Source organism: Microbacterium oryzae (assembly GCF_030406385.1).
Classification (GTDB): domain Bacteria; phylum Actinomycetota; class Actinomycetes; order Actinomycetales; family Microbacteriaceae; genus Microbacterium; species Microbacterium oryzae_A.
Genome location: NZ_JAUEPM010000002.1, coordinates 406,096 through 430,569 on the forward strand (window position 1 = coordinate 406,096; position 24,474 = coordinate 430,569).

Annotated in this window: 19 protein-coding genes; 16 read left to right on the forward strand and 3 right to left on the reverse strand. The window is 67.9% G+C overall.

Annotated elements, in window-relative coordinates; translation table 11 throughout:
• Window positions 1-5: 5 nt before the first annotated feature.
• The 4 genes from QWJ90_RS05885 to QWJ90_RS05900 all read left to right on the forward strand — a co-directional run bounded on the left by QWJ90_RS05885 (window position 6) and on the right by QWJ90_RS05900 (window position 5,318).
• Window positions 6-1,163: a hypothetical protein gene (locus tag QWJ90_RS05885; protein ID WP_290106754.1), complete on the forward strand. Its 1,158-nt coding sequence runs from the start codon at window positions 6-8 to the stop codon at window positions 1,161-1,163.
• Between the two features lie 44 nt (window positions 1,164-1,207).
• Window positions 1,208-2,305 carry a glycosyltransferase family 4 protein gene (locus QWJ90_RS05890; RefSeq protein ID WP_290106755.1) on the forward strand — a complete coding sequence of 366 codons (1,098 nt, stop codon included), beginning with the start codon at window positions 1,208-1,210 and terminating at the stop codon, window positions 2,303-2,305.
• Window position 2,306: 1 nt separating this feature from the next.
• Window positions 2,307-3,371, forward strand: a complete 1,065-nt coding sequence (locus QWJ90_RS05895) for a glycosyltransferase (RefSeq protein ID WP_290106756.1) — start codon at window positions 2,307-2,309, stop codon at window positions 3,369-3,371.
• A gap of 126 nt (window positions 3,372-3,497) precedes the next feature.
• A complete protein-coding gene (locus QWJ90_RS05900; protein ID WP_290106757.1) occupies window positions 3,498-5,318 on the forward strand; it encodes a DUF4012 domain-containing protein in 1,821 nt (606 codons plus the stop codon).
• 9 nt (window positions 5,319-5,327) lie between these two features.
• Here the strand turns inward: QWJ90_RS05900 and QWJ90_RS05905 are convergent, their stop codons facing one another.
• Window positions 5,328-6,053: an SDR family oxidoreductase gene (locus QWJ90_RS05905; protein ID WP_290106758.1), complete on the reverse strand. Its 726-nt coding sequence runs from the start codon at window positions 6,051-6,053 to the stop codon at window positions 5,328-5,330.
• Window positions 6,054-6,151: 98 nt separating this feature from the next.
• On the opposite strand from QWJ90_RS05905, the gene QWJ90_RS05910 reads away from it, so the two are divergent.
• The 3 genes from QWJ90_RS05910 to QWJ90_RS05920 all read left to right on the forward strand — a co-directional run bounded on the left by QWJ90_RS05910 (window position 6,152) and on the right by QWJ90_RS05920 (window position 9,011).
• Window positions 6,152-6,934 carry an SDR family NAD(P)-dependent oxidoreductase gene (locus tag QWJ90_RS05910; protein ID WP_290106759.1) on the forward strand — a complete coding sequence of 261 codons (783 nt, stop codon included), beginning with the start codon at window positions 6,152-6,154 and terminating at the stop codon, window positions 6,932-6,934.
• A gap of 134 nt (window positions 6,935-7,068) precedes the next feature.
• Complete coding sequence (locus tag QWJ90_RS05915) at window positions 7,069-8,169, forward strand: glycosyltransferase (RefSeq protein WP_290106761.1); 1,101 nt, start codon at window positions 7,069-7,071, stop codon at window positions 8,167-8,169.
• Window positions 8,170-8,255: 86 nt separating this feature from the next.
• Window positions 8,256-9,011 carry a hypothetical protein gene (locus QWJ90_RS05920; RefSeq protein ID WP_290106762.1) on the forward strand — a complete coding sequence of 252 codons (756 nt, stop codon included), beginning with the start codon at window positions 8,256-8,258 and terminating at the stop codon, window positions 9,009-9,011.
• A gap of 330 nt (window positions 9,012-9,341) precedes the next feature.
• On the opposite strand, the gene QWJ90_RS05925 is transcribed toward QWJ90_RS05920, so the two are convergent.
• On the reverse strand, window positions 9,342-10,637 hold the full coding sequence (locus QWJ90_RS05925; RefSeq protein ID WP_290106784.1) for a cytochrome P450: 1,296 nt from the start codon (window positions 10,635-10,637) through the stop codon (window positions 9,342-9,344).
• Between the two features lie 308 nt (window positions 10,638-10,945).
• On the opposite strand from QWJ90_RS05925, the gene QWJ90_RS05930 reads away from it, so the two are divergent.
• Window positions 10,946-11,992: an acyltransferase family protein gene (locus QWJ90_RS05930; protein WP_290106763.1), complete on the forward strand. Its 1,047-nt coding sequence runs from the start codon at window positions 10,946-10,948 to the stop codon at window positions 11,990-11,992.
• A 95-nt stretch (window positions 11,993-12,087) separates the two neighbouring features.
• On the opposite strand, the gene QWJ90_RS05935 is transcribed toward QWJ90_RS05930, so the two are convergent.
• Entirely contained in the window at window positions 12,088-13,098 is a 1,011-nt protein-coding gene (locus QWJ90_RS05935; protein ID WP_290106764.1) for a LacI family DNA-binding transcriptional regulator, read from the reverse strand.
• 220 nt (window positions 13,099-13,318) lie between these two features.
• On the opposite strand from QWJ90_RS05935, the gene QWJ90_RS05940 reads away from it, so the two are divergent.
• From QWJ90_RS05940 to QWJ90_RS05975, 8 genes are all read left to right on the forward strand, one after another.
• Window positions 13,319-15,334, forward strand: coding sequence for a hypothetical protein (locus QWJ90_RS05940; RefSeq protein ID WP_290106765.1), 2,016 nt, complete (start codon window positions 13,319-13,321; stop codon window positions 15,332-15,334).
• Between the two features lie 35 nt (window positions 15,335-15,369).
• Window positions 15,370-16,662 (forward strand): ABC transporter substrate-binding protein, encoded by a 1,293-nt coding sequence (locus QWJ90_RS05945; RefSeq protein WP_290106766.1) that lies wholly within the window; start codon window positions 15,370-15,372, stop codon window positions 16,660-16,662.
• Window positions 16,659-17,615, forward strand: coding sequence for a carbohydrate ABC transporter permease (locus QWJ90_RS05950; RefSeq protein WP_290106767.1), 957 nt, complete (start codon window positions 16,659-16,661; stop codon window positions 17,613-17,615). The genes QWJ90_RS05945 and QWJ90_RS05950 overlap by 4 nt, the downstream gene beginning before the upstream one ends.
• A gap of 26 nt (window positions 17,616-17,641) precedes the next feature.
• Window positions 17,642-18,427, forward strand: coding sequence for a carbohydrate ABC transporter permease (locus QWJ90_RS05955; RefSeq protein WP_290106768.1), 786 nt, complete (start codon window positions 17,642-17,644; stop codon window positions 18,425-18,427).
• An 80-nt stretch (window positions 18,428-18,507) separates the two neighbouring features.
• Window positions 18,508-20,361: a glycoside hydrolase family 127 protein gene (locus QWJ90_RS05960; protein ID WP_290106769.1), complete on the forward strand. Its 1,854-nt coding sequence runs from the start codon at window positions 18,508-18,510 to the stop codon at window positions 20,359-20,361.
• Window positions 20,362-20,383: 22 nt separating this feature from the next.
• Complete coding sequence (locus tag QWJ90_RS05965) at window positions 20,384-21,343, forward strand: glycosyltransferase family 4 protein (RefSeq protein ID WP_290106770.1); 960 nt, start codon at window positions 20,384-20,386, stop codon at window positions 21,341-21,343.
• Window positions 21,344-21,927: 584 nt separating this feature from the next.
• Entirely contained in the window at window positions 21,928-23,355 is a 1,428-nt protein-coding gene (locus QWJ90_RS05970; protein ID WP_290106771.1) for an O-antigen ligase family protein, read from the forward strand.
• Complete coding sequence (locus QWJ90_RS05975) at window positions 23,352-24,392, forward strand: hypothetical protein (protein ID WP_290106772.1); 1,041 nt, start codon at window positions 23,352-23,354, stop codon at window positions 24,390-24,392. The genes QWJ90_RS05970 and QWJ90_RS05975 overlap by 4 nt, the downstream gene beginning before the upstream one ends.
• The last annotated feature ends 82 nt before the right edge of the window (window positions 24,393-24,474 follow it).

A 24,474-nucleotide genomic window follows, 5' to 3' on the forward strand; every position in this document is an offset into this window, starting at 1 on the left:
AGATCATGACAACAGACGGACCGCACCGGCGGAACTGGCCGGGATCGTCTCACCTGCGCGCGCTCGCCGACTCAACTCGATTCTTCGCTGTTTCCGTGGTCGTCGGATTCCTCATCGGCCTCGCTACAACTGTGTATCGCAGGCAGCTACTCGCCGAGCAGTTCAATCGGGACGCGAATCGCATTTACAACATCGCCAGTGGCAGAGTGCCGGACTTTCAGGATGGCTCCTACACGCCGGTGGGGCTCGTCTACAGGGCTCTCGGTCTGGCCACTGCCCCTGATGTAGCGGCGGTGCTCGGGTACCTTCTCGCTTCTTTCGTCATCGTGCTCGCTCTCCTGCGCTCAGGGCGCCGCACGGCCAGCCTTCCGGTTGCCCTTTACATCGTCGCGTCATTCCTCCTGGCCGGGGTCTATCTTGGGCAGTACTCGAAGGATGTCTTCGTGCTCCTGCCCGTCGCCCTGTTGGTACTTCTTCCCGCGAAGATCTGGTGGGACGCTGTCGCGGTCGTAGCGATGTTCGCCTACGCGTTCTTCTTCCGGGACTACTGGGCGATCGTGGCGGTCATGTACCTCGCTATCCGTGTCATCTTGATACGTCAGGTGCGTGTGAGATACCTCGTGGTGGCGGGGAGCATGGCGGCGGTAGCGATCGGCCTCGCATTCTTCTTCGCTCTCGGAGTAGATCCGAACCACTTCCGGACGGCCGTGCAAGGCCATCTCGAGGCGAACACACTCATCGTTCCGCTCGAGCCGTTCGCGCAGCCACTGGGTGGCGCCGCGGACGTCTTCCTCAATTACTGGCTCCTATATGTGCCCGTTCTTCTGCCCTTCCTGGCGGGCGCACCGTACGTCGTCGTCGTGCTGGGCTTCGTCCTCGTCAAAGTGCTGCCGCTCTACGCGGCGCGATCCCGTGTACGCTGGCCTGCCTCACGCGAGGGAGCGCGCGTGCGTCGCGCGCTGGCTCTGATCCTGGCGTTCAGCGTGGTTCAAGCCGTTTTCGAACCCGACTACGGCTCGGCCTTGCGTCATTTCACTCCCCTCATGGCGTTGGGGCTGGTCGTTCTGCAGGGTGCGCGGTCGGGCCATGTGCGAAGCGCACCAGCGCGGGCCTGGAGTTGGTCCGGCGCAGCTGCTGTAGACGCATCCGCCTCGCACGTCTGAATCTCTCAGTTGGTGTTCATAGCGCCGTCTAACATTGGATCTCGATGTCTCGCCAACTCAGTTCGAATATTCCCGAAGTGACGATGCTCTGGATGGAGTCGACTCGCGTCGGTTCCGCAGCACGCACGCATATGGACGGCACGCGCGCGCGGCTCGATGCGGCAGGTATCGGTGTGCGAGAGCAGATCTATTCGGAAGCGGTAGCAGAGGGCATCCGGGACAAAATCACTCGTCTACTCAAGCTGGTGAGAGCTGGGCGGAAGTCAGCGCACCGAGGCGTCCTCGTCGCTCGGTGGCACCCCTTCCTCGCTTTCGTGGCTCCGCGGTGGCTCCGCAAGGGCGGCAAGGTGCTTCTTCTTGTGCAGGGGAATGACGAGTCGGCTTACGAGACGAACCCCTGGTTGCGCAGGATCCCAGCCGTCGACCGCCTGATGACGCGGAGCCTCGGCTGTGCGTCGGCGGTCCTGTGCGTCAACGAGGGATTGGCAGAGTGGGTGCGCTCGAAGCGGGCCGGCGCGGATGCGGTTCCCGTCGAAGTGATGCCCAGTGGCGTGAGCGATCTGTTCTTCGACGCCACTCCCGTCCCTACGGAGGAGCCGTATGTGCTGTTCTTCGGTGGACTCGCGCCGTGGCAGGGCATCGACTACATGTTGGAGGCGCATCGGTCCTCGAAATGGCCGTCCGGGCTGAAGCTGCTCGTCATCGGCGACGGAGCGAAGGCCGCGACAGTCGAGCGGGCGCAGGGAGCGACTCTCGAGTGGCTGGGTCCGAAGCGTCCCGCCGAGTTGGCGCGGTACGTCGCCGGTGCGTTGGTGACGCTCTGCCCGAAGAGCAACACGGGCTCCATGGCCAAGGTCACCACGCCCTTCAAGATGCTTGAATCGGCGGCGGCGGGAGTGCCCGTGATCGCGACCGACATTCCGGCCCAGAAGGACATGCTCGAGGAAGGCTACGGCCTGCTCGTCGATGCCGAGCAGCCGAGCGACCTGGCGGATGCCGTGGCTCGAGTCTTCAAGGACGAGCAGCTGCGGGAGTCACTCGTAGCTCGCGCTCGGGACTTCTCCCCGAAGTGCCGATGGACATATGCCGCTCCCCAGCTCGCGAACATGATCGGTGCGCTCGAACGTGACATCCGGAGCTGAAATGGCTACGACGCCGTCCCCGCGCGTGCTACATGTCACACAGGTGTATGCGGGAGGCATCAGCCGGGCCATCAAGTCTCTCGTCGAGCTCACTCCCGAGGTAGAGCATCATCTGCTGTGGGCAGGAAACGAGCAACCAGACCCGACGCTGCCGTTCAAGACAGTGCATGAGCTGCCGCAGTCGCCGCGCGAGATGGTCACTGCTGTGCAACGCGTGAAGAGCGTGGTCGCCGAGGTACGACCGGACTACGTGCACGCTCATTCGAGCTTCGGTGGCGTATACGCGCGGCTCGCGCGCCTCGCGGAGCCTGTGTTTTACGAACCACACTGCTATAAGTTCGATGACCGTCAGCAGCTCGCGCCTATGCGCGTGATCTACCGGCTGGTCGAGCAGGCGCTTGCTCCGCGAGCCGCGAGGACGGTCGTGCTCTCGCCTCATGAGGAGGCGCTGGCTCGGTCGCTCCACACTCGTGGCGAGGTGCTCTTTCTGCCGAACGTGGCGACGGTGCTGCCCACCGAGGCGCATCCTGCGTCGCGCTTTGAGCACGGGCGGGACGTCTTCATGATCGGACGGCTGACGGGTCAGAAGGACCCGGCGTACTTCGCAGACGTCGCGCATCGAGTGCGGAAGCAAGCGTCGGATGTGACGTTCAGATGGATCGGCGACGTCGACGGCGTGGACGACGGGCGAGGGGCCCGAATGCGTACGCGACTGGAGAATGCGGGGGTGCGGGTACTCGGATGGCTCGACGGTGACGCTCTGGCAACCGAGCTGAGTCGTCCTGGTCTCTACTTCCATAGCGCCCACTACGAAGGCTTCCCGCTCAGCATTCTCGACGCAGCTGCGTTCGAGCATCCGATCGCTGTTCGGCGGATTCCTACCTTCGAGGGGATGAATCTCCCCAGCGCCGCGAGCGCTCACGACGCCGCCGAGTTGATCCTCCGCATACTCGACGGCAAGGACGAGTATGTCTCCGCACGCGAGGGGGCGCAGAGGCTCAACGCCACGATGAACAAGACCGCGCAACGATCTGCGCTGCACGCTTTATACGCGCCCGTCAGCTGAACCGGCTCACACGGGCATCGAGCCAGCGAGCAACTAAGCTGGGGCCACCACGCCCGGAAGGCGCGACCGTCGCCGCGTTTCCTCGACATCGCCGTTTCCGGCCGAGCGCAGGAGTCCCACATCAGCATGAGACAACGCAAGATCGAGAACACCGCCGGCGACGCCGAAGCAACCCACGGGAAGCGGCGGCGCAAGGTGCTCCGTCGTTGGCTCGGCTGGGGTATCCCCGTCCTGTTTCTCGCTTGGATGGCCGTGCTGGCGGTGAGCGCGTTCGTCGCCTATAACGCACTGAGGGACGTCGCGCCGTTGGCCGGACAGGTCCAGGAGAAGATCGGATCGGGCGACACCGCGGGGGCGCAAACGGCGGTGGATGAGGTCGCGTCCAAGACCGGGGCGGCTCGCGCGAGTACGGGGCACATTCTGTGGCGCGGCGTCGAGTGGCTTCCGGTCGTGGGAGATGACCTGCGGTCCGTTCGTCTTGCCGCAGCGGGTGCGGACGATCTGGTTCGTGACGCACTGAAGCCGTTTGCGGCACTCGACATCTCGGCGATCGGTCCGAACGAAGGCGCTATCAACCTCGATGCTGTCCGCTCTCTCGCCGAGCCTGTGTCCGAAGCGGCGGCAGCAACGGAGAAGGTCGACATCGAGTTGTCGGCGATTGACACCTCAACGCTCCTCGCGCCCGTCGGGGATGCAGTGGGCCAGCTGACTGGCGCGGTTGACTCCCTGTGGCCGACGCTCGTTCGCTTGGACGAACTCATGCCGCACCTGCCGACCATGCTCGGCGCGGACGGACCGCGCAGCTACATCGTCATGGTTCAAAACAACGCGGAAGCGCGCACCACGGGCGGCAACCCGGCGTCGCTCATGATGCTCACGGCGGACCAGGGGCGAATTGCGATCACACAGCAGGTGTCGACGAGCACCTTCAGTAACGGGCGGCCAACGCCGATCATTCCGCTCGATGAGGGGACGGAAACCCTCTATGGGGACCGCGTCGGCCGCTATAGCCAGGACACGACGATGTCGCCGAACTTCGACGAGACCGCGAGGCTCATCCGAGCGTTCTGGCAGGAGGGTCACGGCGACCCCGGCGTGGGCGTCCTGTCTCTGGATCCAGTGGCGCTGAGCTATCTTCTGGGGGCGACCGGGGGCGTGTGGCTCCCTGACGGCTCGCAACTCACCGCCGAGAATGCAGTTCAAGTTCTGCTGAATGGCGTCTACTTCAAGTACCCAGGCGAGACGTATGCCGAAAAGGAAGCCCAGGACGCCTTCTTCGGCGCAGCGGCGGGTGGGGTCTTCGAGAAGATCACGAGCGGCTCCGCCGACATCGTGAAGCTGGCTCAGGCCATCGGCAAGGCTTCCAGCGAGGGGCGCATCCTCTTCTCCTCCACGGACCCGATCGAGGCGCGCGCGGTCGAGGGCACGTCCCTCGCCGGTCCGCTTCCAGAGGACAACGAGAAGAAGACCGCGCTCGGCGTTTTCGTGAACGACACGACCGAGGGCAAGCTCGACTACTACGCGGATATGAGCGTGTCTGCCACGAGCAACGCATGCCAGGCGGAGGATGCCCCGACGTTCACGACGGAGGCAACCTACAACTACACGCTCGACCCGGCCGATGTTGCGACGCTGCCGTACTACATCTCCACCGCCAACTACTTCGGTAAGGGCAATAAGGCCACCGACATGGTCTTCTATGGACCGGTCGGCGGCACATACGTCTCTGCGGAGGTGGACGGGGAAGCTGAGCAGCCCGACGTGGGAACAACCGACGAGGGGCGTCCGGCGGTGCGCATTCGCGTGTTCAACGAGCCGTCGACGTCGCACACGTTCAAGGTCACGTTCGCGGGCGTGGCAGGCGAGCAGTACGGACCCCTCGAGATCGTGCACACTCCGCTCGTGAAGGATGTGCCGACGGAAGTGACCCAGCCGGAGTGCGGCTGAGCGCCCGACCTACCGCTGGCTCGACGGCGAGATCACGAGCTCGTCGATGCGGACGTGCGGAGGAGACTCCAGCACGAACTGCACCGCGCGCCCGATGTCCTCGGCGGTGAGCATCGACGCGCGCTGCTCCGCACCGGGCACGTTCGGGCGCAGGTCGAGGAAGTCGGTGTCGACCTCGCCCGGGCACAGATGACATGCCTTGATGCCGTGCTGCCCCTCCTGGTCGTTGATCGAGGAGACGAGCGGGCTGAGCGCGGTCTTGCTTGAGGAGTAGGCGACCCCCGAGTTCGGCGAGAAGCGCCATCCGGCTCGGGACGAGATGACGACGATGTCGCCGCGCCCCCGCTGGCGCATCTCGGGCAGCACGAGGTCGACCGCGCGAGCGATGCTCGTGAGGTTGGTGTCGACGATGGCGGCGAACTCCGCCATTGATTGGTCCGCCCAGCTGCGCCGCGGGGCATTGAGGCCCGCCGCGAGCACGAGCGCATCCACCGGTCCGCACGACTGCACGATCTGGCCGTGCGCCTCCGCGAGCGCTGCCGGGTCTCGCACGTCGACGGGCGCCTCGAAGGCGCTGCCACCGGCGGCACGCACCTGCTCGGCGGTGTCGGCGAGCGCTTCCGCACGACGTCCGCTCACGGCCACGCGCCATCCGCTGGCACCAGCGGCGATCGCCGCGGCACGACCCATGCCGCTGCCCGCCCCGGTGACCCACAGGACTCTGCGCTTCGTCATGACGGTGCTCCTTCACGTGATGCCCGATGTCGGCGGATAAGCCCAGACTAGGTATAGCGGATGGCACGAGCGGCGACGGCGCCGGGAGAGAGGTGCGCATGGACTTCGGGATCGCGGGACGCGTGGTGGTCGTGACCGGCGCCGGACGGGGGATCGGCCGGACGATCGCAGAGGTCTTCGCTCGGGCCGGGGCGCATGTCGCCGCGCTCGACGTCGTCGCCGAAGGCGTGGAGGAGTTCGCCGCGGTCTCGGGTACTCGAGGACAGAGCGGCCTAGGGCTCGTCGCCGACGTCACCGACGCGGGTTCTGTGCGCGCCGCACTGGCGCGCGTCGCCGAGCGCTTCGGCGGGATCGACGTCGTGATCAACAACGCCGGCATCAACGTCGAAGGGCGCGTGATCGACCTCGAGGAGGAGGCGTGGCAGCGCTGCTTCGACGTGAACGTGGCGGGCGTCTTCCGGGTCTGCCAGGCGGCCATTCCCTATGTGTCACAGAGCGCGTACGGGCGGATCATCAATGCGGCGTCGTTCGCGGCGGTCGTGCCGAGCATCGGCAGCGCGGCATACGCCGCCTCGAAGGCCGCGGTCGTGCAGCTCACGCGCGTGCTCGCGGGGGAGCTCGGGCCGCACGGCGTCACCGTCAACGCCTATGCGCCGGGGATGATCCCGACGGCGATGAACGGGTTCGCCGAGATGCCGCAGCCTGCGCAGGACCGGCTGCTCGACACGCTCACGCTGCGGCGGTGGGGGTCGGCGGAGGAGGTGGCGGACCTGCTGCTGTTCCTCGCGAGCGACGCGTCGCGGTACATCACCGGGACGCTGCTGGACGTCAGCGGCGGGAAGCTCGCGACGCAGGTTCCGGCGAAGGCATACGAGGAGTAGGAGGGCGGGCGGCTTCCCCGGAGGCGCTCCACGGCCATCCGCTCGCTCGGCCGGCCCTGGCCATCCGAAGCCATCCGATCTCTCAGAAACCCGCCCATAGGATCGAAGCCACAGCTTCACCAGGGGAGACGGCGTTGAGTGGTCTGATCGTGCACGAGTGGCTCTCGCCCGCGGGCGGGTCCGAGAACGTGTTCGAGGCGATCGCGCGGGTCTTCCCCGATGCGGAGCGGTGGTGTCTCTGGAACGACGCTGGCGAGCGCTTCCAGCCCGTGCACGAGACGCTGCTCGCGCGCACGCCGCTCAAGGGCCGCAAGGCCCTCGCGCTGCCGTTCATGCCGAGCGTGTGGCGGCACCTTCCGGCGCGCGAGGCCGATTGGGTGCTCACCAGCTCTCACCTCTTCGCGCACCACGCGCGCTTCGCGGGCACGGCGCGGGACGTGCCGAAGCTCGTCTACACGCACACGCCGGCTCGGTACATCTGGGTTCCCGAGCTGGATGGCCGTGGCGACAGCCTGCCCGCGCGCGCGTTGTCGAGGGTGCTGAAGCCGCTCGATCGCAAGCGCGCGCAGGAGCCGGTGGCGATCGCCGCGAACAGCCGGTTCATCGCCGAGCGCGTCGCGGACGCGTGGGAGCGCGAGGCTGAGGTCATCTACCCGCCGGTCGCCGTCGCCGAGTTCGGGCAGGAGCCCGAGCTCACCGCGGCCGAACAGGATCGGCTCGACGCGCTGCCGGAGTCGTTCATCCTCGGCTTCTCGCGGTTCGTGCCGTACAAGCGCCTCGACGCGGCCATCGCGGCGGGGCGCGCCTCCGGGCTGCCCGTGGTGCTCGCCGGTTCCGGTCCGGACGAGGAGCGTCTGCGCGCGATCGCGGAGGAGACGTACCCGGGCGCGGTGACGTTCGTGCACCATCCGTCGACGCCGTTGCTCACGGCCATCCTGCAGCGGGCATCGGCCCTGGTGTTCGCGCCGATCGAGGACTTCGGGATCATCCCGGTCGAGGCGATGGCTGCGGGGACGCCCGTGCTGGCGAACGCCGTCGGGGGAGCGGTCGAGTCGGTGCTCGATGGCGTCACGGGCGCGCACGTGCACGACTGGGAGTCGCCGGCCGAGCTGCAGGCGGCGGTCTCGAAGGCGCTCGGCTCGTCTGCGGATGCCTGCCGCGCGCGGGCGACGGACTTCGGGGAGGACGTGTTCGCGCGCGAGATCGAGGGGTTCGTCGCGCGGAACGCGCGTTGATCTCGCGATCGACATCCCGCTAGAGTCGGCGGAGATCCGGAAGGGGGGCCATCCGGATGCTCTTTCCTCCCGAACGGAAGGCATCCATGCGCACCCTGACCACGCGAGTGGCCGGCCTCGTCGCCGGTGCCGCCCTGGCGCTGAGCCTCGCTCTGCCCGCCTCGGCCGACACGGATGACGCGATCATCGTCGACATCGAGCCCGCGACATCCGCCCAGTCACCCCACTTCGACGCGACGCATCTGTCGGCCGACGATGTCGTCGTCGGGCCGGACCAGGACGGCTGCCGGTACGTCACGGTCTCCCTCGAGAGCGACACCGGCAAGGGTGTGGAGAGCTGGCATGCGAGGGTCGACGTCGCGCGCGGCTCGCGCCTGGTGACCTGGGCGGCGTTCTACTCGGACAGCAACCCGACCGAGAAGCGGTTCCTGTACTGCCCCTCGGATGGCCTGGGCAAGTTCACGCTCGGCTCCAGCGAATGGTGGGTCGACTACGCCTCATGGGTTAAGAGCGGCGTGGATGCGACGAAGGGAGCGTTCTACGCGCGCGCGGAGGCGAAGGCGAGCATCTCGTCCATCACGCGCTCCGGCGAGTACACGCTGGTGCGAGCGACCGTCACCCGCTTCAAGCCCTACGCGGAGCCCGAGCGCGTCAGCTTCTCTGCCGACAAGGCCGTGCTCCAGGTGAAGGGCGACAACGGCTGGAAATCGGTCGAGACGACCAAGCTCGTGAACGGCTCGGCCTCGTTCGAGCACGAGGGCCCGGCCGGGCAGACGTACCGGGTGCTGATCCCGGAGACCGACACGACGACGGCCGCCGTCAGCGGGAGCGCGAAGAAGTAGGCGTGTCGGCGCGCTCGGGCGTTGAGTGACCGCGCGCCAGCGACCCCTTTCCGGGCGTTGAGCGAGGGAGCGCCAGCGAGGGAGACGAAACGCGGTGCGCCGTTGTCGGGGGCGGGTTGCGTCGTTTCGTCTCGCTTCGCTCGCTCAACGTCCGGATGGAGGGTCCCGATTTCCTCTCGCTTCGCTCGCTCAACGTCCGGACGGAGGGTCCGGATTTCGTCTCGCTTCGCTCGCTCAACGTCCGGACGGAGGTCCGGATTTCGTCTCGCTTCGCTCGCTCAACGTCCGCGGGGTCTTCAGCGCGTAGGGGTCGTCAGAGCCGCGCTCGGCTCAGTGGAACGGGCAGCGTGAGCCGGACGCGCCCGCGGCACGCACGCGCCCGCCCGAGCGCGGCTTCGTGGGAAGGCGCCCGCGATTCACGTCGAGGTTCGACCCGAGGATCATGACGCGCGGGTCGCTGATGGTGGCGATGGCAGCCGCGAGCCCCGCGATCGCCAGCTTCTCGCCGGGGCAGCGGTGCCCGGTAGCGGGGTCCGCTCCGCCGTGCGGCACGAACGCCTCGATCGCCTCGTAGTCGTCGACGTCGCGCCAGCGCTCCGGGTCGAACTCGTCGGCGCGTTCCCACTCCTCGGCGTCGCTGTCGGTGCCGAGGATGTCGAGCAGGACACGTCCTCCCGCGGCGACCCGCTCGCCGTCGTGCTCGATGTCGGTCGTCGCCCAGGCCGGAAGCATCGGCACGAACGGCGACAGGCGCCGGACCTCCTGCGCGAACATCGTCGTCAGCTCGCCGCCGGTCAGAGCCCCACGCTCGGCGGTCTCCGCCGCGATGCGCTCACGCCACTCGGGTCGATCGTGCAGCTCCTTCGCGGCGAACGCGACGAAACGGCACACGGCGATCATCGGTCGGAAGCTGTTCTGTAGCTCCACGCCGGCCAGACGCGGGGACAGCAGCTCGCCATCCCGATCGCGATGCCACGCCCACTCGTGAAGCGCGGTCCCCTCGGCGGGCTGCAGTCGCCCCGCGCGCGTCGCCTCGATGAGCTGAGCGGCGTGCCGGTTCGACCACCAACGGTTCACTAGCGCCAGGAGATAGACCGGTGAGTACGGCGAGCCGAAGTCGTCCACGATCTGCGCCTCGCGCTTGGCCCAGCGGGTCTGCGCAGCCGCGGTGCCGGGGATCCCCGCCCACTTCATGATCGCGCGGCCGAGCGCGCCGATCGCGGCTTCGTACGCGGTGCGGGTGCCGCCGGCGACCCACGCGTCGAGCTCGCTCTGCCACTGCGTCTCGAGATACGGCATCAGACGCGCGACCTGCTCGTCGTCGTAGAGCACCTTGATGAAGGGCGCCTTGCGGTGACGGTGCTCGGCGCCGTCGAGGCTGTGGACCGACCCGTTCCCGAACAGCGACTGCTGGATGAATGCGGGCATCGCCTTATGACGGCGGGTGCGGGTCTCGTCGTAGAACAGGGCGACACCGTCGCTCCCACGCACCAACAGCGCCTCGCGCCCGAGCAGGCGGAACGGGACGGCCCGGGCGCCCTCCCGCGTGCGCTGCCAGAGGTGCGCTCCGAAGTCGTAGCCCCGCGCCAGGAGTGAGAGCGAGTCGTCGCGCAGCAGTTCGTTCATCGTCGGCATGTGACCACCGTGCCACCCTCCCGGCACCGCGTGAAGGGGCCGCCAAGGCGGACATCCTGTGGTAGCCCGGCCGGCAGGTTCGCCGTGCGGGCGATGGCGCGTTGCTTCGCTCGCTCAACGTCCGGGGTGGTTGCGTGCCCGGCTCGGACGTTGAGCGAGGGAGCGCCAGCGACCGAGACGAAACGCGGTGGGTCGTTGTCGGGGGCGGGTTGCGGCGTTTCGTCTCGCTTCGCTCGCTCAACGTCCGGACGGACGGTCCGAGACGAGACGTGGCGACCAGGCCTCGTAGGATCGAGCGCGTGCCCCAAGCCGAGCGGATCGTGTGGATCGACGCCGCCCGCGGCATCTGCGTCCTCGCCGTCGTGCTCATGCACACGACCCTCTCAGCCTACCTCGGCTACCTGCAGCCCGGCACCTCGACGGGCTTCTGGTCCTGGTTCATCGACGCCATGACGCCGTTTCGGATGCCCGGGCTCGCCATGCTGAGCGGCCTCCTGCTGGCAAGGCGCATCCGCACCGGATGGTCGGACAGTGCCGTTCGCGTCTCCATCGCCTCGTCGTACTGGCTGTATGCCGTGTGGCTGCTCGTTTTCGCCCTCTTCGCCGGTCTCATCGGGTCGCACGTCTGGACCGGGCCCGTCGGCGTGGGGGAGGGGCTGCGTCTCGACGCCTACCTCAACCAGCTCGTTCTGCCGCGGACGATCCTCTGGTACGTCTTCGCGCTCGCCGTCTGGTCGGCGCTGCTCGCGACCCTGCACCGAGTCGACCCCGGTCTCGTCCTGGTGACCCTGACCATCCTGTCGATCTGCAGCCACTACGTCCCGGTCGCGGACGACAACGACCAGTACCGCAACCTGCTGCGCTACGCGGTGTTCTTCGCCATCGGGGTGTACGGGTCGCCGTGGCTGCGCGAGCGGGTGCATGCGGGGCACGCTCCGTTCGCCGTCGCCGCGCTTGCCGTGTACCTCGGCGCCGGCGGAATCATCGCTCAGGGAGATCCGCACGTCGGCGCGGTGCTATCGGTTCCTCGCGACGCGGCTGCAGCCGTCCTGCTGCTTCTGCTCATGTCGGTGCTCTGCCGCGTGCGGGCGATCGGCGCCGTGCTCGGCTGGGTCGGGCGGCGCACCCTGCCGATCTACGTGCTGCACGGGCTGCTGCTCGAGACGCTGGCGTTCGCTCCGCACTGGGGAGCCGTCATCGATCGAGCCGGGGTGCGCAGCGTCGCGCCACTCCTCGTCACCGCGGCGATCGCCATCCTGAGCATCGTCGTGTACGAGTTGGTGATGCGCACGCCGGCGCGGGCAGTGTTCGAGCTGCCGCGGTCGGTGCGCGCGCTGCTGCGGTAGGGCCGCGGGACGCGGGCGGTGGGCGGTGGGCGGCCGCGCGGGGGACGATGAGGGCAGAGCCCAGGCATCGTCATCCAAACCGGGCGAACTGGACGTTACGGCACCGTCGTATTCCGCAGCACCAGCCGCGGGGCGACCGCGATCGTGCCCTTGCCGGGGTTGCCGTCCATGGCAGAGAAGAGCTTCTCGGCGGCCAACCGTCCGAGGTCCTGCAGGCGGAAGTCGATGCTGGTGAGCGGGGGTCGAGTGTTCTCGGCGATGACTCGCCAGTTGTCGAATCCGATGACGCTGATGTCTTCGGGCACGCGCTTGCCAAGTTCCGTCAGCCCCTCGATGACGCCGCGCGCGATCTGGTCGCTGCCGCACACGATGCCGTCGATAGTCGGCTCTCGGTCGAGGAGTACCCGCACGGCGCGCCGACCCCAACCCTCGTTCCACGCTCCGAACAGCGGCTCGGAACCGGCGAGTTCCAGTCCGTGCGCGTGGAGCTCCTCCTGTACTCCCTTCGCGCGGTCCGCCGCGGCGGCGTACTCGCGATCTCCGCTGATGTGCGCCACGCGCGCACGGCCGACGTCGAGCAGGTGGCGCACCCCCATCCGTCCCGCTTCGACGTTGTCCCCGATGATCGACTGATCTTCGGGATCCTCGCTTGGGGCGTAGGCGTACACGACGGGCACGGGCGGACGGCGCGCTAGGGGCGGCCGGGGATTCGTGTTCGCGCCCACGACGATGATGCCCTCGACGCGGCGGGAGAGCAGCGCGTCGATGTGGTGCTGCTCGCGGATGCTGTCTCCTCGCGCGTCGCACAGAAACACGGACATCTCGCCAGCACCGAAAGCGTCCTCGGCGCCCATCATGACGGGAATTCCGAAACGCCCTTCCAAGTCCGAGGTGATCAGACCCACTGTCCCGCTTCGGCCACCGAGGAGAGTGCGGGCGGCGGCGTTGGGGGTGAACCCACGCTTTCGCGCGATGTCCAGGACGCGTTCTCGTGTCTCCGCGCGTACGTCGGGGCGTCCGTTAAGCGCTTTCGACACAGTGGCGATCGAGACTCCGGCCTCTTTGGCGATGTCGACCAGCGTGGTCGCCCGCTGTTTGTCAGCCACTCTGCACTCCTTCGGAAAGCTTTCGAAGAGCGTACTCGACGCTGACTTGACAGTTCGATCGCGCGCTCTCTAATCTCATCGTAAAGCTTTTCGAAAAATTTCGTGACTCAAGGGAGAGTGAATGTCCGATCGACTCCACACCGATGAGGGAGCGGTCGTTCTCTCCCTCGCTGGGAAGGGCCGAAACGTCTCGGTCCGTCGTCCGATCCTCTGGGCGACTATGGCCGGCAGCAGCGGGCGTCAGGGCTATGACGCCCTAGCGGACGCAGGAGGTTGCCTCGTCGGCACTGCAGAGGTGGCCGACGGACGCATTTCTGTGACCGATACATGGTCGGCAGATTCGAAGCGCGTCCTGCTGGAACGCCGCGTTGTGGCACGGGCGGGCGATCCGGTGCGCGTCGACCTCGAGATCCCTATTCCCAGCGACCAGACGGACCGGTTCTTCGTTCCAGGTATGATCTCCGCTCCTGCACAGCACAGCCGTGACGGCCGCTATCAGTTCGCCGATGATCGCCTTGGGTATCCGATCGTCGCGGCATGGAATTCGGCAGCCCGCGTTGTCGTGTGGCTCGCACGCATCTCGCTCGCGTCCTACGACGCCGCGCCCGTCCGCGAGCTCGGAGACCGCACATTCCGTCGCGACACCGATATCGGGTTCATCGGCTTCTCCACCGACCGCGGCGCGCTGCTCGCCGGTTGGCCGGTCGCCGAGGGCGACCACAGCTCGCAGCTTGATGCCGCGGGCCACTCGTTCGAGACGTTCCACGGGTGCCGTGACGACCTTGCCGTCACGATCACCTACGAGCTCGCTAGCGCCCCGGCGCCCCGGTTCGCTGACGCCGTCCGTATCGCCACGGCGCGTGCGGTCGAGCTCGCCGATCCGCAGCCGACGTCGCACAGCTTCACGCTCGAGCAGTCCATCGACTACCGCCTCGATTCGGCGGCGAAGACATACAGGGAAACCGCTTCCGGATTCGCGGGCTTCGTGCTGAACTTCGACCCCGAGCGCGGCTACGACTCTCAAGCCAAGGCGTTCGGCGCATCTTTCGCGGATCACGAGATGAGCGGCTCTCACGGCATCCTCGAGTACGGGTTCACCGGCCGTCAGCTAGACCTCGCCCACTCGCTGGCGCGCCGCGACCCGGAAGAGTGGGCCGAGCGGGGCGCCCGCGTCGTCGACAGCTTCGTGCAGCGGATGGTGCATGACAGCGGATGGGTCGCGACGCTGTTCGATGTCGTCGAGGATCGTCCGCTGTATGCCATCGGCGACGAGCGCGGACCGGTCATGCACTACCTCGGCCGGTTCGACGTCGCGGGCACGTACACGCGCATGATGACGGAGGGCGGGGGCGACCTCGTCCGCAACATTCTGCTCCACGAGAACCTCGGACGCGACGTCACCGAGTGGAGGAACGCCGCGGCCGGCCTCGCGGGCTTTCTCCTCAACGTTCAGAACGACGACGGATCGTGGTACCGCGGCTACGCGCCCGACCGTACGCCCATCGTCGGCACCGACTGGTTCGGCGAGCCGAACCGCACTGGCAAGAGCGCGACGGGTGCGGTCGTGCCGTACTTACTTCAGGTCGCCGACATGGCCCCAGAGCTCGCGAGCACGCTCCGGGATGCCGCCGCCCGTGCCGGGCAGTACATTTTCGACACATTCGTCGCCGCGGCTGAGTTCCGGGGCGGGACGCTTGACAATCCCAACGACGTCGACAAGGAAGCGGCGTTCATTGCGATGCGCGCCCTCCTCGCTCTTGAGGCCGCGCAAGTCCCAGGCCCGTGGCGCGACGCCGCCACGGATGCCGCCTGGTTTGCCCTGGGCTGGCACTCACTGTGGCCAGTGCCGCTGGTGAAGGGCACTCCCGTTGGGCGCGCGGCGGTGCGCTCGGTCGGCTGGGGCGGCATCAACTCCGTGTGGGGCGTTGGCGTCACCGACATCTACTCCCTATTCTTCGCCGACGATTTGCACCGCCTCGGTGTAATGAGCGGTACCCCCGAGTTCGTCCGCGTCGCCGAACTCGTAGCGCACTCGAGCGTCGAGATCCTCTCCAGCCCTGGGCAGCTCCATGGCTTCGCCGACACCGGTATGCAGCCCGAGGGCATCTCCTTCTGCGATCAGGGAGCCTATGACGGGCTCATCCGCAAGGGCGACACGTGGGGCGGACTGGGCTGGCCCTACACAGCCGGCACGACCGGACTCGCTAACTACCTCGCCGCTCGCGCGGCATCTTGACCCCTTCCCCCTCACCACACGAGAAAGAAAACATCATGCGACGACGCACGATCATCGGCTTTGCGAGCACCCTCGCTCTCATGGCCGGAATGGCCGGATGCAGCAGCGCTGTCCCCGGCGGCGGATCCGACTCCGGCACTACCATCGAGATTCACTCCAACTTCACGTCCGATGTCGCCCGCGGAAAGGTCCTCGACGAGCTCATCGCAGAGTTCAACGAGCAGCATGCGGGCGAGTACACCGTCGTGTCGAAGGGGCAGCCGGACTGGCCGACGCTCCAGCAGCAGATTCGCTCGAAGATCTCGGCTGGTGACGCTCCGGACGTCTTCCTCTACAACTACAACCCCACTGATCTCAGCCGCGAGGAGTCCGGCCAGCTCTTAGACTGGACGGCTGCGCTCGCCGACGACTCCGCCTGGAAGGCGCGGTTCAAGGCCGACCAACTCGACGCACTCACGGTGGGTGGTGAGATCGTCGGGATCCCCGGCGATCAGTCGCCAGCGCTCTTCTACTACAACGAGACGATGCTCGAGCAGGCGGGGATCGACGAGTTCCCTTCCACATGGGAGGAGCTGTTCACCGTCGCGCAGACGCTGAAGGAATCCGGCGTCGGTGCCATCTCTATGATGACCGCCGACGACGCCTGGCACACCATGAACGTTTTCAGCTACCTTGCTACGGCAGCGGGAGGTGCCGACGTGTACGCTCCCGGTGCCGACCTCGACAGTCCCGCAATCAGCACCGCAGCCGACTACACGAAACGGCTCCTGGCACTCTCGACTGCAGACGCCGTCGGCGGCAACTACGCATCGTCGTCGAGCAGCTTCATCAACGGACAGTCCGCGATGATCGTCGACGGGCCGTGGCTGATCAGCTCAATTCAGTCTGGCGTGGAGGATCCGTGCAGCATCAAGGTCGCGCCGGCGCCGACGTTCGATAACGGAGAAATCGAGTCCGGGTACACCGTGACCGACTCCCTCAACGCCTGGGCCGCTGCCAAGCAGGACGACCCGGCGAAGGAGGAGGCGGTCGTCGAATGGATGAAGTTCTTCACCTCGAACGAGTCGGCCGTGCGTATGGCGATCGACGGCGAGTACCCGATGGCGGTGCAGACCGATCTATCGGCGGAAGACAGCGAGCGCGCATCCTGCCAGGTGGCCCAGGTGCTCGAGATCAACAACGCGGCGCCCACCGTGATCGCGCAGATGGGCCGGTTGATCACGCCCGCTGCCCAGTCGGAGCTGCCATCGATGCTCGAGGGCCTCGCTCTCGACCGCCTCTCGCCTGAGCAGTTCGCGGCCGACCTGCAGGCGGCGAACGCCGAATGACTGCCGCGTCCGGGGCGACAACGATCGCCCGCCCGCGCCGTCGTCCCGGGCGCAGTCTGTCCGTTCCGCCGGGATCGGCGGGTGGACGACGACAGCTCCAGCGGCTGCAGGTCGGCCTTTACCTGCTGCCGGCGGTCGCGCTCGTCACGCTCTTCCTCGCGATTCCGCTCGCGGTCGTCGTCGCCTTGAGTACGACCGAGTGGGCAGGTGTAGGCGCTCCCGAGTTCGTCTCGCTCGAGAACTTCGGCACCCTATTCGGCGATCCCGCGTTCCTCCTCGCAGTGCGCAACACCGTCATCTGGGTGCTCGTGGGCGTATTTATCCACACGCCGCTCTGCATCCTCGTCGCACTGGTAATCGCGCGGAAGCCGCGAGGATGGAAAATCTTGCGCACCATCCTGTTCCTGCCCAACATCCTGAGTGCGACGGCGCTGGCCCTGCTGTGGTACTTCGTCTTCCACGTCTCGCTCGGGCTCATCAACGCTGCACTCACTCTGGTGGGCCTCGAGTCGTGGACGCGCAACTGGCTCTTCGACCCGTTCACCGCGCTCGGCGCCACGATGACTCCCTGGGTGGTCTACATCGGCTTCGGGATGGTGCTGTTCCTCACGCAGATCTCGACCATTCCGCAGGAGTACTACGAGGCGGCGCAGCTCGACGGCGCGTCTACATTCCGTCAGGACTGGTCGATCACAATCCCGCTCATCCGGCGGGCGATCGCTTTGCAGGTGCTGTTCGTCGTCGGGTACGCGCTGCGCAGCTTCGAGTACCCGTTCATCATGACGAGTGGCGGCCCAGCGAACGAGTCGATCACGCTGTCGCTCTACATCTACAAGCAGATGATGACCGCTAACCAGTACGGCCTGGCAATGGCAGCGGGCGTCGTCACCCTGGCGATCGGGGCGCTGTTCACCGCCGCCGTGTTCCTCGTGCTGCGGAGGGCCGAGCGATGAGCCCCATTGCACGCGCCGTCCGCTGGGTGGTCCTCGGCGTCTTCACGTTCATCACGCTGATCCCGCTCCTGTGGCTCATCGTCTCGTCGTTCAAGACGAATAACGAACTCTTCACCAACCCATTCGGACTTCCAGCGAGCTGGTCGTTCGACAACTACGTCGAAGCGCTCTCCGCCCGACCGCTGCCGGTCTATCTGCTGAACAGCTTGGTGGCTGCGGGTCTGTCAGCCGCGCTCATCATCGTGGCCTCGATGCTCGCGTCCTACGCCCTCATGCATCGATTCCCGCTCCGTCAGGTGACGTTCGGCTTCCTCATGTTCGGTATCTTGCTGCCTGTCAACGCGCTGATGACGCCGATCTTCTTCATCGTCAACATCATGGGGCTCTACAACACGATCCTCGGGCTGGCGCTCGTATACGCGGGTCTGTTTTTTCCGCTCGGGTTCCTCATCATCAAGACATACATGGACACCACACCGCCCGAGATACTCGAGGCCGCGCGCCTCGACGGGGCGGGATTCCATTCGGTATTCGCTCGGATCGTCGCGCCGCTCACCGCGCCCGGCGCGATCACTGCGGGAATCTTCCTCCTGATCACGGCCTTCAACGAACTGCTGTTCGCGTCGATCCTCACCGAGGATGCGCAGGCGCAGACCATTCAGGTCGGCGTCCGCTATTTCCTCACCACGTATTCGGCCGACTACCCGCTCGCCTTCGCCGCGACGGTGATCAGTATCGCGCCGACCATCGTCATCTACATCCTTCTGAGCGACCGCATCGTGGCCGCCATGACCGCCGGGAGCCTCAAGTGACCCTCGTCTCTCAAGATCCGCATGGCACTACCCGAGTCGGAGCAGTTCCTGTCGCTCCCGCCGCAGGGGCGCTTGCGCCGGTGCCTGCCGACCACGTCACTTTGGTAGGCGGGTTCTGGGGCGAACGTCAAGCCGTCAACGCCCAGATGTCGATCCGGCACTGCCTGGATTGGATGGAGGGCACGGGTTGGATCGCGAACTTCGACCGCACCGCGCGCGGTGAAGGACCCGAGCGCGCAGGCCGGGAGTTCGCCGACTCCGAGATCTATAAGCTGCTCGAGGCAATGGCCTGGGAGAGCGCCCGGACGGGCGGCGTTGAGCTCGAGGAGACGTTCGTTGCGCTCAGCCGGCGAGTGCTCGCCGCCCAGTGCGATGACGGATACCTCAACACGCGCTTCGGTGGCCCGGGACAGCCCGCGCGCTACAGCGACCTCGAGTGGGGTCACGAGCTGTACTGTGCGGGGCACCTCATCCAGGCGGGCGTCGCTCGCGCGCGCACCGTCGGGCTCGACGACGAATTCGTCCACGGGGTGCTGCGCGTTGCCGATCATGTCGTCCGCGAGTTCGGTGAAGGCGGCCGGGACGCGATCGATGGGCATCCGGAGATTGAGCCGGCTCTTTCCGAGCTCGCGCGCGTGACGGGCGACGATCGATACCTCCACCAGGCCGCGATCTTCGTCGAGCGCCACGGCCGGGGCCTGCTGTCGACGGGTGAAGCGGAGGCAGCGTACTTCCAGGATGAGGTGCCCGTCCGTGAGGGGCAGGTGTTCGCGGGGCACGCCGTGCGAGCGATGTATCTCGCCGCCGGCGCGATCGATGTCGCCGTCGATACCGGCGACGATGAGCTGCTGCAGGCGGTTGAGCGGCAGTGGGAGCAGACGCTTGCGCGCCGCACATATCTCACGGGTGGAATGGGGTCGCGGCATGACTGGGAGTCGTTCGGCGACGACTTCGAGCTGCCGAGCGACCGCGCGTACTCCGAGACCTGCGCGGCCATCGGCTCCGTCATGGTCGGCTGGCGGCTCCTGCTCGCTACTGGTGAAGAGCGGCACGCCGACCAGATCGAGCGAGCGCTATTCAACGTCGTCGCGGCGGCGCCGGACTCATCCGGCACGGCATTCTTTTACGTCAACCCGCTTCAGCGCAGAGTTCCCGGCGTCCCGGCGCTGCTCGACCGCCCAAGTCCCCGTGCCGCGTCGAGCCAGCGCGCGCCCTGGTTTGAAGTGTCGTGCTGCCCGACGAATACAGCGCGCACACTCGCGAGCCTCGCCGGGTACGTCGCGTCCACGGACGACTCCGGCATCCGTATCCACCAGTTCGCACCGGCGGAGATCGCGACAACCCTGCGGGACGGATCGCCGATCCGACTTCACGTGACAACGGAGTATCCGCTCGACGGCCTCGTGTCGGTCGAGGTGCTCGACGCTCCCGACAGGGAGTGGACGCTTACCCTGCGCATTCCGGCATGGGCCGAGGGAACCGCCTCGGTTGACGCGTCCGGCGAGATCACGATGAGCGGATCGGCGGCGAGGGTGCGCGGACGGCTCAAGGCCGGGGATGTGGTGCGGCTGACGCTGCCCGTAGAGCCGCGCATCACCATTCCGGACTCGCGGATCGACGCTGTACGGGGCACCATCGCCGTCGAGGCCGGTCCGCTCGTCTACTGCCTCGAGAGCGTCGATCTACCGGAGGGTGCCGACCTCCTCACGGTTGCCGTCGACACGAGCACCCTTCCCGTGCGCAATGACGGCGATGTCGTGACGATCCAGGCCGAGCTGCCTGATGCCGTCCACGATCACACCTGGGCGTACGGATCGACCGCGCCGGACCTCGTGCGTCATCCGCTCGCGCTCGACCTCATCCCGTACCACCGCTGGGCGGAGCGCGGCCCGTCGACGATGCGGGTGTGGATCCCCGAGCGCACGGGGCGGTGAGGAGCCGCGGCACAATGGACCCATGCCTCAGATCGCGATCGACACCCGGTGGGATGGCATCGCCGGCATCCAGCGCTACTCGCGGGAGGTGCTGCCGCGGCTGAAGACGCCGTGGGTTCCGCTCGGGCTCGACGGCGACCACCTCGCGCCGGCCGACGCGCTGCGCCCGGTCCCCACCGACCGGCTCATCTACTCGCCGGGATACAACGCGTTCGTGCGCGCGCCCCGCGAGCTGCTGACGATGCACGACCTCATCCAGCTGCAGACGCCGTGGCCGGGGCGCGCGAAGTACCTCGCGTATTACCGACTCATCGTGCGCCCCGTCGTGCGGCGGACCGGCGCGGTGCTCACGGTGTCGGAGACATCGAAGGCCCTCGTCGAGGAGTGGCTCGGCGATGCGTCCGTGCGCGTGGTGAACGCCGGCATCGGGTGCTCGGATGCCTTTCGCGCGGACGGGTCGCCCGCACTGGCGAGCGACCCGTACCTCATGTACGTCGGGAACCTCCGCGCCCACAAGAACGTCGCGGTCGTCCTGGATGCCCTCGCCCGCGTTCCCGGGGCCCGGCTGCGGATGCTCCTGCCCGCGCGCGAACACGACGAGGCCCAGCGGATGGCCGCGGCCCGCGGCATCGGACCGCGCGTCGAGCTGCTGGCGGGCATCGACGACGATGAGCTCGCCCGGCAGTACCGGGGCGCGGCGGCGACCGTGATGCCGTCGACGCTGGAGGGGTTCGGGCTGCCGGCGCTCGAGAGCGTGATGACCGGAACTCCCGTGCTGTTCTGGCGCGGCTGCGCGGCGGTCGCCGAGACGGTGGGGGATCGCGGCACCGCCCTCGAGAGCGCGACCGACGTCGAGGAGTGGGCCGCGGCCATCCGCTCTGCCCTGGAGTCGCCGCGTCGGGTCGAGGCGCCCGTGGCCGGGTATGACTGGGATGCGACGGCCGCCCGGATCGATGAGGTGCTGGCTTCTCTCGGACGTTGAGCGAGGGAGCGCAGCGACCCATCCCGGGCGTTGAGCGAGGGAGCGCCAGCGACTGAGACGAAACGGGGTGGGTTGTTGTCGGGGGCGGGTTGCGTCGTTTCGTCTCGCTTCGCTCGCTCAACGTCCGGACGGAGGGTCCGGATTTCGTCTCGCTTCGCTCGCTCAACGTCCCAGGGTGTGTCCCCTGTCTGGACGTTGAGCGAGGGCGCGCAGGGACCGAGTCGAAACGGGGTGGGCCGTTGTCGGGGGCGGGTTGCGTCGTTTCGTCTCGCTTCGCTCGCTCAACGTCCGGGGCGGTTGCGTCCCCGTTTCGGACGTTGAGCGAGGGAGCGCAGCGACCGAGACGAAACGTGGTGGGCCGTTGTCGGGGGCGGGTTGCGTCGTTTCGTCTCGCTTCGCTCGCTCAACGTCCGGACGGAGGGTCCGGATTTCGTCTCGCTTCGCTCGCTCAACGTCCGGGGGTGGCTCGCTCGCCCGGACGGACGAGCGGTAGGAGACCGGTCGGACCGGCGGGTAGCCTGGAAGTGGGGGGACACGTTGCATTTCGGTGACGCCCCCGAAGCCGTCGACGTGTGGAGCACATCGTGAACTTCCTGGCCGAGCCGTCCTTCCTCGGAACGCGGACCCCGGTCGAGATCATCCTCACCCTCGCGGCGGTCGCCGTCGGCGCTGCCGCCATCGTGTGGCTGTCGTTCCGGCTGCAGGCTCGAGTCCTGCTCGGCGCCGCGTTCGTGCTCGGCATCGTGCAGCTGTTCGGACCGTTCGGCTTCACGTCGTTCGGGCTCCTCGCCACCGCCGCCTTGCTCCCCGCCGCCGTCTGGCGGTGGGGCCGCACGAAGCCGCCGCTGTGGATCGGGCTTCTCGCCGCGCTCGCCGTCTGGCAGATGATCTCGGTGCTCTGGGCCGACAAGCTCGGGTCGGCGGCGTACGGGGTCCTGCTCACGCTGGGACTCATCGCGACGTCGCTCATCGCGCGCGAGACCATCCGCGAATCACCGCGTGGACTGCTCGACGCCCTCGCGATCGCCGCGCCGTTCGTGCTGATCGAGGCATGGCTCGTGACGCTGTTCCGGATCTTCCCGGACCTCGAGCGGGTTTACCTCACGTCGCCGCTCGCGCGGTTGCTCACCGAGCCCGGCGTCGAGATGATCGCGCAGGGCAGCACCGAGAACGTCAACGACATCTTCAAGGCCGGCGGCGTCTTCCTGAACGCCAACACCGCGTCGCTCTTCCTCGCGGTGGTCGGCTGCCTCTACGTGTGGGCCGCGCTGCAGCGTCCGTCGCGGGCGCAGCTCTGGATCTTCCTCGCCATCGGGCTCATCGCCTTCGACGCCTCGCTCGGCACCGGATCCAAGACGCCCCTCGCGGCGATCGTGCTGCTGCCGGTGCTCGGGGTCTTCGCGCTCGTCGCCGTGCGCAAGCCGCTGCTCGCGATCGGCGTCGCGGTCGTGGGCGCGGCGGCAGCCGTGGGCGGGATCGCGCTCGTTTCGGCCATCCGACCGAATCTGCTGGACGAGACCATCCGCACCCTCGACGAACGTCGTCGGCTGTGGGGGGTCGTGTTCCACCGCTTCCCCGAGCACTGGTTCACGGGGCTCGGGTTCGGCAACTGGCGCCTCGCGATCGAGGAGGAGTGGCGCACCGCCTTCCCCGGCCGCGGCCTGCAGCTCTTCCCGCCGCACAACCTGTTCGCGCAGGCGTGGGCCGACGCCGGCCTCGTCTCGCTGCTGCTGACGATCGCGCTGTCGCTGCTGCCGATCGTGGCGGTGGTCGTGCGGATCCGCCAGCGACGCCACGACCGCCTCTTCTCGCGCGGATCGCTCGAGCTGCTCGTCGTGTTCGTCGGCGTCGCGTGGGTGCTCGTGCACGGGATGCTCGACACCACGACGTTCCTCGGCGACAACCACCTCGTGCCGTTCTTCGCCGCGATCGTGGCGGTCGCGTTCTCGCCTCGGCTCGGGACGCGGCAGGATGGTCGCATGCCGTCGACTGCCGCACGCCAGGTCGCATGACCACGTACGTCTACTACCCGCGCGGGCTCGCGACGGGCGGACCCGAGGCGCTGCACCAGCTCGTCGACTCGCTGCGTCGGCAGGGGCAGGAGGCGTTCCTCGTGCCGGTTCCGGGCACCGAGGCGACGCCCCGCGCCGAGCGGTACGCGCACTACGACGCCCCGGAGGCGCCGAGGGTCGTGGATGCACCCGGGAACTCGGTCGTCGTGCCCGAGACACAGGCGCTGCTGCTGCGCCCGCTCGAGCAGGCCGCGCCCTTCGTGTGGTGGCTGTCGATCGACTACGCGCCGCGGTTCGTCATCGAGCGTGCGCAGCGGTCGACCCTGCCGCTCGAGCAGACGCGGATGTCGCGCCCGCCGCTGCTGTGGCTGCGGCAGCTGAAGCGCATGTGGCGCGGCTGGCGCACGGGGGAGGACGCCGTCCTGCAGCGGGCCGGGCACCTCGTGCAGTCGCACTACGCGTGGAACCATGTCTTCGCGCACCTGGGGCGAGTGGGGACCATCCTGTCGGACTACACGCCGCTGGGCGGTGCCGGCGCGGCGGCGCCGGTGTCGGCGGACGGGCGGGTGCCGCGCATCACCTACAACCCGGCGAAGTCGGCGGCGATCATGCGCGAGTTCTCGCGCCGGTACCCCGAGCTCGAGCTGCTGCCGCTGCGCGGGATGACCGGCGACGAGGTGGCCGAGGCGCTGCGGACGTCGCTCATCTACCTCGACCTCGGCACGCACCCGGGCAAGGACCGGATGCCGCGCGAGGCTGCCGCGGTGGGCGCGGTCGTGCTCGTCGCGCGCCGGGGCGCCGCGGCGAACGACGTGGATGTTCCGCTGCCGTTCGCGCACAAGGTCGCGGTGCTGCCCGACGTGGTGGACGCCGCGCACGAGGCGGTCGTGCGGGTGCTGGACGACCCGGCCGCTGCGCTCGCCGCCCAGGGCCCGTACCGCGAGCGCGTGCTGCGCGAGCGCGAGGTGTTCGACGCGGAGGTGGCGGCGGCGTTCATCCGCGGTGAGTTCGGTCGGGACGGCGCGGCCGGGGTCTAGGGGTACGGGGCCGCGGGGCCCGGGGGTCGGGCGCGCGGGGTCGGGCGCGCGGGGTTGGGGCCGCGGGCGCGGGCGCGGGGCC